The 13,976-nt window shown below is 65.6% G+C and carries 11 protein-coding genes; 6 read left to right on the forward strand and 5 right to left on the reverse strand.

Annotated features, from left to right (window positions below):
- Positions 1–205 precede the first annotated feature (205 nt).
- Positions 206–2,068 (forward strand): phosphoenolpyruvate carboxykinase (GTP), encoded by a 1,863-nt coding sequence (locus AC1DXS_RS02980; RefSeq protein ID WP_477736089.1) that lies wholly within the window; start codon positions 206–208, stop codon positions 2,066–2,068.
- A 145-nt stretch (positions 2,069–2,213) separates the two neighbouring features.
- Here the strand turns inward: AC1DXS_RS02980 and AC1DXS_RS02985 are convergent, their stop codons facing one another.
- On the reverse strand, positions 2,214–2,732 hold the full coding sequence (locus AC1DXS_RS02985) for a hypothetical protein (protein WP_477736090.1): 519 nt from the start codon (positions 2,730–2,732) through the stop codon (positions 2,214–2,216).
- A gap of 150 nt (positions 2,733–2,882) precedes the next feature.
- Between AC1DXS_RS02985 and AC1DXS_RS02990 the strand changes: the two genes are divergently transcribed.
- Both AC1DXS_RS02990 and AC1DXS_RS02995 read left to right on the forward strand, forming a co-directional pair.
- The gene (locus AC1DXS_RS02990; protein ID WP_477736091.1) at positions 2,883–3,854 is read left to right on the forward strand and encodes a LysR family transcriptional regulator; all 972 of its coding nucleotides are present in this window, start codon (positions 2,883–2,885) and stop codon (positions 3,852–3,854) included.
- Positions 3,855–3,917: 63 nt separating this feature from the next.
- Entirely contained in the window at positions 3,918–4,910 is a 993-nt protein-coding gene (locus tag AC1DXS_RS02995) for a Bug family tripartite tricarboxylate transporter substrate binding protein (RefSeq protein WP_477736092.1), read from the forward strand.
- Between the two features lie 124 nt (positions 4,911–5,034).
- On the opposite strand, the gene AC1DXS_RS03000 is transcribed toward AC1DXS_RS02995, so the two are convergent.
- Positions 5,035–5,211, reverse strand: coding sequence for a hypothetical protein (locus AC1DXS_RS03000; protein WP_477736093.1), 177 nt, complete (start codon positions 5,209–5,211; stop codon positions 5,035–5,037).
- A gap of 182 nt (positions 5,212–5,393) precedes the next feature.
- Here AC1DXS_RS03000 and AC1DXS_RS03005 point away from each other — a divergent pair, with 182 nt between their 5' ends.
- Positions 5,394–6,923, forward strand: a complete 1,530-nt coding sequence (locus AC1DXS_RS03005) for a sensor histidine kinase (RefSeq protein WP_477736094.1) — start codon at positions 5,394–5,396, stop codon at positions 6,921–6,923.
- A 24-nt stretch (positions 6,924–6,947) separates the two neighbouring features.
- Here AC1DXS_RS03005 and AC1DXS_RS03010 read toward each other — a convergent pair whose 3' ends face one another.
- Positions 6,948–7,370 carry a VOC family protein gene (locus AC1DXS_RS03010; RefSeq protein ID WP_477736095.1) on the reverse strand — a complete coding sequence of 141 codons (423 nt, stop codon included), beginning with the start codon at positions 7,368–7,370 and terminating at the stop codon, positions 6,948–6,950.
- Positions 7,367–7,780, reverse strand: coding sequence for a DUF1801 domain-containing protein (locus AC1DXS_RS03015; RefSeq protein WP_477736096.1), 414 nt, complete (start codon positions 7,778–7,780; stop codon positions 7,367–7,369). The genes AC1DXS_RS03010 and AC1DXS_RS03015 overlap by 4 nt, the downstream gene beginning before the upstream one ends.
- Positions 7,781–7,901: 121 nt before the next feature.
- On the opposite strand from AC1DXS_RS03015, the gene AC1DXS_RS03020 reads away from it, so the two are divergent.
- Entirely contained in the window at positions 7,902–8,753 is an 852-nt protein-coding gene (locus AC1DXS_RS03020; protein ID WP_477736097.1) for a metallophosphoesterase, read from the forward strand.
- Between the two features lie 258 nt (positions 8,754–9,011).
- Positions 9,012–9,563 carry a hypothetical protein gene (locus AC1DXS_RS03025; protein ID WP_477736098.1) on the forward strand — a complete coding sequence of 184 codons (552 nt, stop codon included), beginning with the start codon at positions 9,012–9,014 and terminating at the stop codon, positions 9,561–9,563.
- A 248-nt stretch (positions 9,564–9,811) separates the two neighbouring features.
- Here the strand turns inward: AC1DXS_RS03025 and AC1DXS_RS03030 are convergent, their stop codons facing one another.
- Positions 9,812–13,876, reverse strand: coding sequence for a PAS domain S-box protein (locus AC1DXS_RS03030; RefSeq protein ID WP_477736099.1), 4,065 nt, complete (start codon positions 13,874–13,876; stop codon positions 9,812–9,814).
- Positions 13,877–13,976 lie beyond the last annotated feature (100 nt).

Below are 13,976 nucleotides of genomic sequence, written 5' to 3' on the forward strand. Positions count from 1 at the left end.
CACAAGGTAACCGGCAGCTATCTTCTTAAAATGAGTCGACCGGCCGGCCCCCTGGAAGGTTAAAAAAGCAGTTCATCAGTCCTGCTTTTGACCTGGCTCCGGAAAGTTCCAAGCCTTATTTCGACAACCGTTTCGACGTCCCAACCACCCGGGTTGCCGCGCAACGCTTCTCGAAATAACGCTTTTTAACTTTGGAGTTTTTTCGATGAACCAACCCGTGATGCAGGGCCTCAAGCTCAACACACCCAGCTACGTCAAGAACGCGAAACTGATCGCCTGGGTCGCCGACATGGTGGCCCTGTGCAAACCCGACAACGTGTACTGGTGCGACGGCAGCGACGCCGAATACCAGCGCCTGTGCCAGCAGCTGGTCGACGCCGGCACCTTCAAGAAGCTCAACGAAGCCAAACGCCCCAACAGCTTCCTGGCCCAGAGCGACCCCACCGACGTCGCCCGCGTGGAAGACCGCACCTATATCTGCTCGGCGAAGAAGGAAGACGCCGGCCCCACCAACAACTGGATGGCGCCCGCCGAGATGCGCCAGACACTGCAGCCCCTGTTTGACGGCTGCATGAAGGGCCGCACCATGTATGTGGTGCCTTTCAGCATGGGGCCCTTGGGCTCGCCGATCGCGCACATCGGCATCGAACTCTCCGACAGCCCCTATGTGGCCGTCAACATGAAGATCATGACGCGCATGGGCCAGGCGGTGTTCGGCGTGCTGGGCGTGGACGGCGACTTTGTGCCCTGCGTGCACACCGTGGGCGCGCCGCTGGCCGAGGGCCAGAAGGACGTGAAATGGCCCTGCAACAAGACCAAGTACATCGTGCACTACCCCGAGACGCGAGAAATCTGGTCTTACGGCTCCGGCTACGGCGGCAACGCGCTGCTGGGCAAGAAGTGCTTTGCGCTGCGCATTGCTTCCAACATGGGCCGCGACGAAGGCTGGCTGGCCGAGCACATGCTGATCCTCGGCGTGACCAACCCGGAAGGCAAGAAATACCACGTGGCGGCGGCTTTCCCCAGCGCCTGCGGCAAGACCAACTTCTCCATGCTGGTGCCACCGGCTGGTTTTGACGGCTGGAAAGTCACCACCATCGGCGACGACATCGCCTGGATCAAGCCCAGCGCGGATGGCAAGCTTTACGCCATCAATCCCGAAGCCGGTTACTTCGGCGTGGCCCCGGGCACCAACTTCCACACCAACCCGAACTGCATGGCGAGCCTGGACAAGAACGTGATCTTCACGAACGTGGCCCTCACCGACGACGGCGACGTGTGGTGGGAAGGCATGGAAAAAGACACCGGCGGCCAGCCCGCGCACCTGATCGACTGGCAGGGCAAGGACTGGACGCCCCAGATCGCCAAGGAAACCGGCGCCAAAGCCGCCCACCCCAACGCCCGCTTCACCGTGGCAGCCACCAACAACCCGGCCCTGGACAGCGCCTGGGACGACCCGAAAGGCGTGGCGATCGACGCCTTCATCTTCGGCGGCCGCCGCTCCACCACCGTGCCGCTGGTCACCGAAGCGCGCAACTGGGTCGAAGGCGTGTACATGGCCGCGACCATGGGCTCGGAAACCACGGCAGCCGCCACCGGCCAGGCCGGCGTGGTGCGCCGCGACCCCTTCGCCATGCTGCCCTTCATGGGCTACAACATGAGCGACTACTTCCAGCACTGGCTCAACGTCGGCAAAAAGCTGGAAGCCACCGGCGCCAAGATCCCCAAGATCTACACCACCAACTGGTTCCGCAAGGGCGAAGACGGCAAGTTCGTCTGGCCCGGCTACGGCGAGAACATGCGCGTGCTCAAGTGGATGATCGACCGCATCGAAGGCACGGGCAAGGGTTCCGAGCACATCACCGGCATCAGCCCCGCCTATGAAGACCTGAACTGGACCGGCCTGAACTTCAGCGCCGAGCAGTTCAAGACCGTGACCAGCATCGACAAGGCCGCCTGGCTCAAGGAGCTGGAGCTGCACGCCGAACTGTTCAAGCAACTCGAACATCACCTGCCGAAAGAGCTGGGGGAGACCAAAGCCGCGATCGAGCGCCGCCTGGCTGCCTGACCGGTAGAGCCAAGCGGGCACGGCGCACGACCTGCGCCGCGCCTCACGCCCCAAGGCCTGTCGGCCGGGGCAAAAAAAAGCCACCTGACAAGGTGGCTTTTTTTGTGGGCCGCCGCGGCGGCCGGCCGGGCATCCGCCAGGATGCTTAGATGTAGCTGCGGTGGTAGGCGCGCAACACCGAGGCGCCGCTGACGGCTTCGGTGCGCTCTGCCTTGACGGCCGGAGTGGCGGGCGCTTCCACTTCAGCATCGGCAGCGCGTTGCAGGGCCATTTGCAGGTCGGCCATCACGCGAGGGTCGTTCTTGGCGGCTTGCCAGAGGCGTTGGTCGGCGCGGGCTTCGGCCAGGCTGCGCGACCAGTCGTCCAGGCCGGCTTTGACACGGGCCGCAAGGTTGCGCGCGGTACCGGCGAACAGCGCCAGAACGGCAAAAGCGACAGCCCACAAGGCGATCCACATCACCAGCAGATGGCCTTCAGTGACGCTGTCCATCACCTGGTATGCCACCACCATGATGGCGGCCGCGACGGCGGACAACAGCAGCGTGGCGAGGCCGCGGGTGCCGGTGAAGGCCTGACCCAGCTGGCGCACGGCACCAAAGGCCGACTCAGCACGGACAACGCCGGGGTGCTGTGTGGAATGTTTGATATTGACGAAGCTGGTCATGATGAACTCCCGTTTATTGCTGATCCCCGCCAGGACAAGATATCTCGGCGGGTACAGGGATATTAGGGTTATCACTGATGCTATTCAACTTTATCTTTATGATGAGATTCATTCATATTGGTGATAACTTAGGCGCTTGCCCTCCAAACCATGGCTTCCGACACCTTCAATCCCCTCAATTTCCGGACGCTGGACCTGAACCTGCTCCGTGTGTTCGACGAGGTCATGGCCGAGCGCAGCCTGACGCGGGCCGCGCGCAACCTGTCGCTGACCCAGCCCGCCGTCAGCAATGCGCTGCGCCGGCTGCGCGAGACCCTGGGCGACGAACTGGTGCAGCGCAGCGGCCAGGGCATGGCGCCCACACCACGCGCCCTGGCCATCTGGCCGGCCGTGCGCGAGGCGCTGCAGCAATTGCAGGAGTCGCTGGTCCCCAACGAATTTGTGCCCGCCGAAGCCAGCACCACCTTTGTGCTGGCCATGGCCGACGCCACCGCGGCCGAGCTGATGCCCGGCCTGGTCGAAACGCTGGAGCGCGAAGCCCCGGGCGTGTCGATACGGGTGGTGCCGCTCACCACCCGCGACCCGCGGCGCCTGCTGGACGAAGAAACCTGCGACCTGGCCATAGGCTATTTCCCCTCACTGCTGGCCGACCTGACGGCCAGTGAGCAAAGCGGGGAGCCGCTGCCGTTTTCGCACCAGCGGCTCTACGACGGCGAGTACGTCTGCGTGATGCGCAAGGACCACTCGCTGGCCACCGGCCCCTTCACGCTCAACCGCTTTTGCGCCGCGCGCCACATGCTGGTGAGCTTTTCGGGCCGGCCCTACGGGTTTATCGACGAAGCCCTGGCATCGCTGGGACGCAAGCGGCAGGTCGTGCTCACCGTCAACCAATTTTTCACCGCCGGCCGGGTGGTGGCCAACTCCAACCTGCTGACGGTGTTGCCGCGCCACTTTGTGCGGGTGACCGGCATTGCCGAGCAGCTGGTGCTGCGCCCGCTGCCTTTTGACGTCTCGCCGGTGCATGTGGACGCGGTCTGGCACCGCCGCTCCCGGCAGCGCAGCGCGCACGTGTGGCTACGGCAGGCGGTGGTGCGCGCCGCTGACAAGGCGTTCTCGGTCTAAAGCGCATGGCGAAGGCATGGTTTTTGCGAATGGTCTGCACCCAACCGTATGCAGGAGCGCTCCATGTCCCTCTCACTTATTTCCCGGCATCATTTACCGCGCCGAAGCGCGCTCAAACTTCTCGCCGGCGGAGCAGCCTCCATGGCCCTGCCGGCTTTCGCGGCCTGGCCGGACAAGCCCATCAAGATCATCGTGACCTTCCCGGCCGGCGGCGCCAGCGACATCGTCGCGCGCCTGATGGCCGAGCACCTCGGCAAGAAGCTGGGCCAGGCGGTGGTGGTGGACAACCGCCCCGGGGCGGGCGGCAGCGTCGGCGGGCTGGTGGTAGCACAGGCGCCGGCGGACGGCTACACCCTGATGCTCAGCAATTCGACGCCAGTGTCCATAGGCCCTTTCGCGCTGGAGAAGCAACCCTATGACCCGGTCGAGGGCTTTACCCACATCGCGCTGATCGGCAACGCGCCCTGCGTGGTCATGGCCAACCCGCATGCGCCCATCAAGACCATCACCGATGTGGAGGCGCAAGCTCGCAAGCTGGGCCGGCTGGACTTCGGCTCGGGCGGGCCGGCGTCCATTGGGCACATTTACGGCGAGCTGATGAAAAAAGCCATGGGCGTGAACCTGCAGCACATTCCCTACCGCGGCGGCGCGCCCATGACGACCGACCTGATCGCGGGCGTGGTCCCGATTGGCATTGATGTGCTGACGGCGTTTGTGCCTTACTTCAAGAGTGGGCAGCTGGTGCCGCTGGCGGTGACCTCGGCGACGCGTTCCCCGCTGGTGCCGGATGTGCCCAGCGTGGTGGAGTTCGGCTACCGCAAGCTGGTGCTCGACAACTTCTTCGGCCTGAGCGGGCCCGCCCACATGCCGGCCGACGTGGTGGCACGGCTGAACGCCGCATGCAACGAAATTCTCGCCACGGCGGAAGTCAAAAAGAAAATGCTGGAGTTGGGCATCGCCACCCAGGCCATGAGCCCGGCCGCGTTCGGCGGCTTCGTCAAGGACCAGGTGGCGGTGCTGGCACCGGCCGTCAAAGGAGCAGGAGTCAAGCTCTGACCGCATCCGCCCCGAGCGAGGCCCCGTCTTTACCAGCTGAAGCCGCGGTCTGACTTTGCCAGCCGCAAGGCGGCCGGCCCCTTGAGGGGGCAGCGACCCACACGAAGTGGGGAAGCGTGGGGGCTCAGCGTACGACGCTGAGGTAGGCGTAAGCGGCGGTGCGCAGTTCCTGGGCTTGCTGCGGGTTACGGCCGGCACGGGCTTCGGCGCGCTCCATCAGGTTGTGGGCCACGCCGTTGACGGGGGCCACACCGGCGGCGGAAGGCAGAAAACGGGCAATTTGGGCAAACAGGCTATACATGTCGAAAGTCACCCATGGGTGGGTGAAAAGTTGCGGTGAATCAAGAATAAGGGTTTTCCCTAGGGTTTCAACCCTAGGATCAACGCATACCCATGCAAAACATGCATAGTTTGATCCGCAAGCCCATATAGCCGGGGTTTTCTGGGAGGAATTCACACTCGCGATACGGCTATGCTCCCTGCATGTCCCGCCCTTCCCCCGCATCGACGACGGCCGTGGCGCCTGTTTCGCTGCCGGGCGAAGAGCTGCTGCGGCAAATCGCCGCCAACATCGACGCCATGCTCTGGTCCTGGGATCCGGCCGGCGGCCGCATCACTTACACCAACCCGGCTTTCGAGATGTTCTTTGGCCAGTCGGCCGGCAAACTCGCGGGCGACCCCTGGCAGTGGCTGGAGCAGGTCGACCCGGCGGACCGCGACCGGGTGCGGCAGCTGCAGCTGTCGGCCGTCAAACGCAGCGATGAGTATCGGGTGCGCAGGCCCAATGGCGACACCGCCCGGCTGAGCCAGCGCGCGCTGCCCATCCACAGCCCCTCGGGCCAGTTGCTGCGCGTCATCCACCTGGCCAGCAACATCACCTGGCAGCTCGACACTTCCAAGCAGCTGCGCGTGGAGATCGGCCGGCGCACCGACTCCGAGGCCAAATACCGCGCGGTGGTCGAAAACGTCAGCGAAGGCATCCTGGTCACGGCGGGCGGGCGCATCCTCTACGCCAACCCCAAGGCGCTGAAGCTGACGGCGCTGGACGAGGCCACCGCCAAGTCGCGGCCTTTTATCGAATTCATCCACCCCGACGACCGCGAGCGGGTGCTGGACAACCACATGAAGCGCCTGCGCGGCGAGACGGTGGAGAACCACTACCAATTCCGCGTGCAGCATAGCCAGAGCGTCACGCGCTGGCTGGAGATCAGCGCGGTGCGGTTCGAATGGGAGGGTACGCCGGCCACGCTGAACTTCCTGACCGACGTGACGCTCAAGCGCCAGGCCGAGGAAGACATGCTCAAGGCGCTGGCGCACGAGCGCGAGCTGTCGGAGCTCAAGTCGCGCTTCGTGGCCGTCACTTCGCACGAATTCCGCACTCCGCTGGCCGCCATCCTCTCCTCCGTGGAACTGCTCGATGCCTACGGCGCGAGCTTTCCGGCCGAGGAGCGCCGCGAGCTGCTGGGCCAGATCAAGACCGCCGTCGCGCGCATGAGCAACATGGTCGAGCAGGTGTTGCTGACCAGCCGCCTGGAGCTGGGCAAGTTCAGGTTTGAACCCGCGCCGCTGCTGGTGCCCGACTGGCTGGTGCAGGTGATGGCGGAACTCGAGCGCGGCAACCCGCAGGCCGCGCGGGTGTCCCTCACCTGCGACGGGCTGGACACGCCGCGCACGGCGGACCAACAGCTGCTGCGCCACATCGTGATCAACCTGCTGGGCAACGCGCTCAAATATTCGGACCCCGACACGCCGGTGAGGTTTGCGGTGCGCGGCGTGGGCGAGCAGATCCACCTGCGCATCACCGACCAGGGCATAGGCATTCCGGAGGCCGACCTGCCGCGCCTGTTCGGCAGCTTTCACCGCGGCACCAACGTCGGCAACATCTCCGGCACCGGCATAGGCCTGCACATCGTCAAGGAGTGCGTGGACCTGCACCGCGGTGAGATCGAGGTGAGCAGCCTGCCGGGGCAAGGCACCAGCTTCACGGTGCGGCTGACGGCGCCGCTGGCCTGACGCACCACACCAGCGCCGGCAGGACTAGTCGGCTATCTCGAACTGCGGATTCCACGCCACCTCCCAGAGGTGGCCATCCAGATCCTGGAAGTAGCCTGCGTAGCCGCCGTAGAAGGTCGCGCCTGCCGGCTTGGTGATCACGGCGCCGGCTGTTTTCGCCTCGGCCATCACGGCGTCGACCTCTTGCCGCGAGGCCACGTTGTGCGCCAATGAAAACGCCGGCGCCCCGCGCTGTGATGCCGACAAGCCCGTGTCGTGCGCCAGACTGGCGCGCGGCCACAGCGCCAACTTGAGACCCGGCTGCAAATCAATAAAGACCACGGCGCCGTGCTCGAATTCTTCACCGACGATGCCGGGCGTTGCCAGCCCCAGGCCGTCACGGTAAAAAACCAGCGAACGCTCAAGGTCGTCAACACCCAGGGTGATCAAGGTAATGCGGGGTTTCATGCGGATTTCCTCCGGTGGTAGGTCAACGCCGCCGTGATGCAGAACGCCAGCGCGTCACGCGGCAGCGCATCGGCAGCCTCCAGCACGATGGCACGGTTGCCTTCATAGTGCAGCTCCACCGGGAACAGCGTGCGGAAGGTATCCACCAGCGTGGTCTTGCAGTTGAAGTAAAGCGCGTACTGCGACGGGCTTGATTTGACCGGACCCAGGCGAATGGTGCTGCCGCTTTTGCTGGCCGAGGTGAGATAGGCGGGCTCGCCCCACTTGAGCATTTCCTCGATTTCGCCGACGCCGGGCGTTGCGGCCGCGGTGTCCAGGATCAGCCTGCGCAAGGCCAGCAACTTGCGCCGCATCGGCGGGGGATAGGCTGCAAAGGCCTGCGCGACCTCTGCATGAGGGATCTCTTTCACCAGCGGCTCCTGGCAATGCTCTGGCCGGGGAATCTAACGCATGGGGCATCGCAGCGCAAGCGAGCGCCCCGCAAAGCCCGACCGCCCTGGGCCCGGCTGCATCTTCCCGCACAATGGCCGGGTGAACATTCAGCTTCTTTCCGATCTGCATCTTGAATCCAACCCCGACTTCACGGCCAAGCCTGCGCCCGGCGCCGATGTGCTGGTGCTGGCCGGGGACATAGGCTCCTACCAGCAGGGCTCGCTGCTGGGTGAACGAGGTGTTGCCGACTTCGGCCTGGCGCGGTTTTCGCCCTTGCCCGCAACCGAGGGCGGCGCGGACTGGCCGACGCCGGTGCTTTTCCTGCCGGGCAACCACGAATATGACGGCCTGGACTTCGACGCGACCCACGCACGGCTGCGCGAGACCTGCGAACGGCTGGGCATGGTGTGGCTGGAACAGGAAGCCATCGTGTTGCAAGGCGTGCGTTTTATCGGCAGCACGCTGTGGACCGACTTCGACGCGCTGAGCGCGGGCCAGCCCCAGGCAGCGGACATCACGCTGGGCGAGCAGCTGAAAGCGCGTGAGAAAGCCTTTCGCGCAGCGAATTTCTACCTGAGCAAAAACCACTCGTTCCGCAACGGCCAGCCCCTGCTGGCGGCCGACGTGCGCGAGCAGGGCCTGCAAAGCCAGGCCTGGCTGCGGCAGGCGCTGGCCCAGCCCTTTGACGGCCCCACGGTCGCCGTCACCCATTTCGCGCCCAGCCTGCTGAGCGCCGACCCGCGCTACGGCCTGGTGCCGGGTACGGCAGGCTTTTGCAATGCGCTCGATGATTTGTTGCCGCTGGCCGACGTATGGCTGCACGGCCACCTGCACTGCGCCATTAATTACATCAGCCGCGGTTGCCGCGTGGTGGCCAACCCGCTGGGTTATGCGCGCAAGGGCGAGCAGGAAGGGTTTTTGCCCGAGCTGCTGATTCCCATCGGTCAATAGCACTCTTATAGGCCGCGGCCGGGGCGCCGCTGCTGACTAAAGTCGTAGCGTTCCGGCCGGCAGGTGCTCGCCTGTTTTCCTTTGAACTTCCTGCGCGCCGAAGAACCCAACCAGGATCAGCAAGCGGCACAAAGGCTTGTCAAGCAGTGATAACACTTTGTTCCAATTGTTGATTTGCGCGCTATTCGGCTTGCAGGTATCTTGCTTGAAGGGTTCATGCAGGACTTCCTGCACCGCACCCGTATTGGGGAGAGCACCATGAAAAGCAACGTGTCTTACCTTGGCGCCTGGCTTGCCGCCGTCGGGCTGGCGTTTGCATTCGCGTTCGCGGCACCCAACGATTCCAGCGTGATGGGCCGCCTGCCCGCATTCATGGCGCAGACACTGCTGCGACAGCCGGTGACAGTCCCCGAAGGCCTGCCCTCGGACCGCACGCTGGCCCTGATCACCTTCAAGCGCGGCCAGCGTGCCGAGGTTGAGAGCTGGATCCAGGGCATGAACCTCAGGAACGACCCCTCCATCACCTGGATGCGCATGCCGGTGCTTAACGATCCGGGCACGCTGACGGGCCGCAGCGCGGTGGAAGACCGGCTGCTTCAACACTACACGGCCGATACCGAGCGAGCCAAGATGGTGCCGGTGTTCACCGACCGCGCCAGCTTCGTGCGCTCCGCCGGCCTGGCCAGCACCGACCAGGTCTATGCCGTGGTCGTGAACCGCCAGGGTGAGGTGCTGGCGCGGGTGGAAGGGCAGTTTGACGCCGACAAGGCTCAAGCACTGCGCGAAACTCTGCAGCAGAAGACCTTTTAGCCCACGCTTTCACTTCGTGTCATACCCGCGGGGGCCGCGGGACTGGCTTTGCCAGACCGCAGGCACCGCCCCCTTGAGGGGGAGCAGGCTACACGCAGTGAGCCTGTACAGGGGTGGACCCATTTCACCGCGGGATTGGCCTTGGCCTGTCCTGAGCCTGCCGAAGGGCCAGACCGCAGGCACCGCCCCCTTAAGGGGGGAGGCTACACGCAATGAGCCTGAACGGGGATGTGCCCATCTCGAGGGTGTCACACACTCTCAGGACTTAGGGTGAAGTAGAACGTGGCGCCGTGGCCTGGTTCTGATTTAGCCCAGATTTTTCCGCCGTGCCGCACAAGGATGCGGTGCACAGTGGCCAGGCCGACGCCTGTGCCGGCAAACTCCGAAGGCGTGTGCAGGCGCTGGAAGGCGCCAAACAGTTTCTGGGCGTAGGCCATGTCAAAGCCCGCCCCCCTGTCCCGCACGAAGTACACCGTCTCGCCCGCCTCGCCGGTTTCGCGGCCGAAGCTGATTTCGGTGCAGGCCTGCTTGGCGCTGAACTTCCAGGCGTTGCCGAGCAGGTTGTCGAGCACCTGCTTGAGCAGCCGCGGATCGCCGGGCCCCGTGACGCCGGGCTCGATGTTCAGCTTCACGGTACGGCCGGGGTCGCGCTCCTGGTAGCCGGCCACCAGGGCCTGGGCGATCGCGCTGAGATCGACGCACTCCCATTTCAGGATGGAGCGCGACACCTGTGCCAGCGTGAGCATGGCGTCGATCAGCTCGCCCATTTGCGACACGCCCGCGCGTATGCGCGCCAGGTAGTGCCGGCTGCGCTCGGTCAAAGGCGTGCTTTCGGCCTTGGCCATGGTCCGCTCGAGCAGGTCGCTGAACCCGTCCACCGCACTCAGCGGGCTGCGCAGGTCGTGCGATACCGAGTAGGAAAAGGCTTCCAGTTCCTTGTTGGCGAATTCCAGCTGGGCCGTGCGCTGCTGCACCCGCTCCTCAAGGCTGGCGTTGAGCCGCAGAATTTCCTCGCGCGCCCGTTTGCGCTCACGAATGTCGGTATTGATGCCCAGCACACCGTTGACCACGCCCCGCTCGTCGCGCACCACCGTCCATCGCGCCTCGATGCACACCACCGAGCCGTCGCGCGCGCGCTGCTCGATCTCGCCGCTCCAGTCGCCCTCATTGGCCAGTGTCTTGGCCATGCTGTCCAGCAACACCTGTGGGTCGGGGTACATGAGCGTATCCATAGTCTTGCCCAGCACCTCCTCGGCCGTCCAGCCATAGAGGCGCTCTGCGCCCTTGTTCCAGAAGCGTATGGTCCGGTCGATGTTGCGGACCATGATGGCGTCCTGTGCCCGGTCCAGCAGCGAGGCCTGCTCGCGCACCTTGATCACGGCCAGCCGTTCGGCCTCCTGGCTGCGCTGGCGTTCCAGGCGGGCGCGCAGGCTGAGGATGCCGAAGGCCAGGTTGTCGGCCAGCTCCTGCAGCAGCTTGATTTCATCGGCGCTGAAATTCTGCGCCTGGCCCGAATACAGGCACAGCACGCCGAAGCTGCGCGGCCCGTCGCGCAGCGGCAGGCACAAGGCGCTATGGAAGCCACGCTTCAGGGCATGCGCATGCCAGTGGAAGCGGTTTTCAGCCCGGCTGATGTCGCCGGACTGCTGGGCCACCCCGCTGCGCACCGCCTGGCCCGCCGGGCCTTGGCCGGTGACCTCGTCGTCGCGCCAGCTCAGGCGAATCTCCGAAAGGTAGCCGTTTTCCTCGCCGGCGTGCGCCATCGGCACGATGCTGCGCTCCGCGTTGTCCTGCGCATAGCCCACCCAGGCCATGCGGTAGCCGCCTACATCGACGGCCACACGGCACACTTCGGCCAGCAGCCCGACTTCCTCGTCCACACGATTGATGGCAATGCTGGAGCGGCTCAGCATCTGCAGCGCCCGGTTGGTGCTGGCAAGCGTCAAGTCGGCCAGCTTGCGGTCGGTGATGTCGCGTGCCGTGCCCACCACGCGCTCCAGCTCACCCGAAGCATTCATGACCGGGTAGGCGTGGTCGCGTATCCACAGGATCCTGCCGTCCCCGGAGCGGATGCGGTATTCGATGTCGGAGGCCTGTCCGGTGCGGTTGCGCTTCCTGGCTTCCTTGAGCAAATAACTGTCCTCGGGCAGCGCGACTTCAGCGTACGAGAGAGGGTCGGAATAAAGGCTTTCGCGGCTGCGGCCCCAGACCTTCTCGTAGCCGGGGCTGACATACAGCAGGCGGCCGGTGCGCGGGTCCACGTTGTAGAAAACGTCGTGGATGTTTTCCGCCAGTTCGCGAAAGCGGGCTTCGCTGGTGACCAGGGCGGCCTCGGCGCGCGCGCGCGCAAGCGCGATGCCGGCGAGCCGCGCCGCGATGGTGATCAGCTCAAGGTCCGCTGCCTGCGGCTTGCACGGGTAGGCGTGGTAAATCGCGAAGGTCGCGAGCACGTCGCCATCGGTCGACACCACCGGCATGGACCAGCAGGCGCGCAGACCGTGCTCCCGCATCAGGTCGCGGTAATCCTGCATCAGCGGATCGGTCTGCGTGTCCTCCACCACCACCAGCTGGTGGCGAAAGGCGGCCGTGCCGCAGGCGCCGGCGCCCTCGCCGGCGAGCAGGCCTTCGATGGCCCGGTTGTAGCGGTCGGGCAAGCTGGGCGCGGCGCCCAGGTGCAGGCGCCCGTCCTCCAGCAGCAGGATGGAGCACAGGCTGTCCGGCGAGCTGTCCTCGATCAGGCGCACGACGGCATCCAGCGATTTCGCCAGGGGCGCGCCGCCGGCGATCAGCGCCAGCACCTGCTCCTGCGCGCGGGAGAAGGTTTCCGCCGCCTTCTGGGCGGTGATGTCGTTGAACACGGTGAGGCCGCCCACCAGCACACCGGCGGCGTCGCGCAGCGGCCGGGCGCTCAGGCGCAGTATCCTGTCGTCCGCGTCGGGCCGGCGCAAGAGCAGGTCCCAGTTGTCGATGCTGACGCCGCGCGCAGCCTGGGTCAGGGGCCGCTCCGAGGCGGGATAGGCTGTCTTGCCGTCCAGCGTCAGCAATTGGTGGTTGCGGCGCCAGTCGTCCACACCCATGCCTGTGTCGGGCGCCGCGGGAAACAGCGCCCGTGCCGTGGCGTTGAACAGCAGGAAACGGCCCTCGGTGTCCGCGGCGATCACGCCTTCGTTCATGCTGTTGAGGATGAGGTCCAGCAGGACGCGCTCCTTGTCCACACGGTCCAGCATCGCATCGAGCTCCCGCTGGCGTGCCTGCAGCGCTTCGGCCATGCGGTTGAAGGTGTGCCCGATCTCGCCGAGCTCGCCCTGGTACAGCGGGCCCAGCCTGACGCGCGCGTGGAGATTGCCCCGGGCCACCTCGTCCGCTTCTTTCAGGATCGCCTTGGCGGGGTCGACGATCACCCGGTTGCCCGTCCACCAGGCGCAGGCGATGCCGAACAGCGCCACGACCACCAGCCCCAGCAGTTCGATGGCCAGGTTCCGGCGGCCGGGAGCGGCGATCACCGTCTGCGGAACGCTGATCGCCGCGAAGAGTCCTTCGCTTCCTCCGCCTTGCACCGGCGCCGTGGCGTATACGCGCTGATCGCCCTGCGCGTCCGCTGCCTGCTGCACGCCCTGGCGGCGCTCCCGCGTGGCCTGTTGCACGACGGGATCGGGGTGGGGCCGGCCCACCCAGGCGGGGGCCGGCGGAGAGATGGCCAGAACCGTGCCGTCGCGGTCCAGCACGGCCAGGCGCGCCCCCGGCATGGAGCGCTCATCCGCCAGGGAATTCGCCACGGCGGCCAGGCTCAGCACGCCGAAGGCAACGCCAGTGATGCGCCCCGCCTCGTTGCGCACGGGCACCGCGAAACCGATGCCGGGGCTTGCGCTCGCCTGGCCTATGGCATGGCGGCCCACCGCGAAGCGCCGGCCCGCAATGACGTCCTTGAAGAAAGACCGGTCGTCGATGCGCACGCGCTCGCCCAGGCCCATCGCGTCGCAGCGCAGGGATCCATCAAGCGCGGCAAGGCCCAGGTTGGCAAACTCGGGGTGCTCGGCATGGAGGTTCTTCAGGTGCTGGTCGCACAGCCCCGGCGCGGGGTTCTTGATGTGCGGGCTGCTGGCGATGCCGGTCAACAGGTCGCGGACCATGTCCACGGTTCGCTGCTCGCGCGCGGACAGCATCAGCACATCCGATTGCAAGTCGGATTGCGCCAGGCGCAGCGCGGCCTTGTAACTTTGCTCCGCGGAATACACAAGCAGGCCGAAGACGGGGAGCAGCGCGAGCAGCACCAGCAGCACCAGACGGGTACGCAGTCCCAGCCATCCCAGCATTCGTGTCCCTTGTGCCTTTCACGCCACGCCGCGTCGTGCACCACATGGCTCCCGCAGTGTGAGCCCAGCACAAGGTTCTTGTAAATGGGATTAGTCCCCA

This window comes from Polaromonas sp. P3_B1, assembly GCF_056402935.1.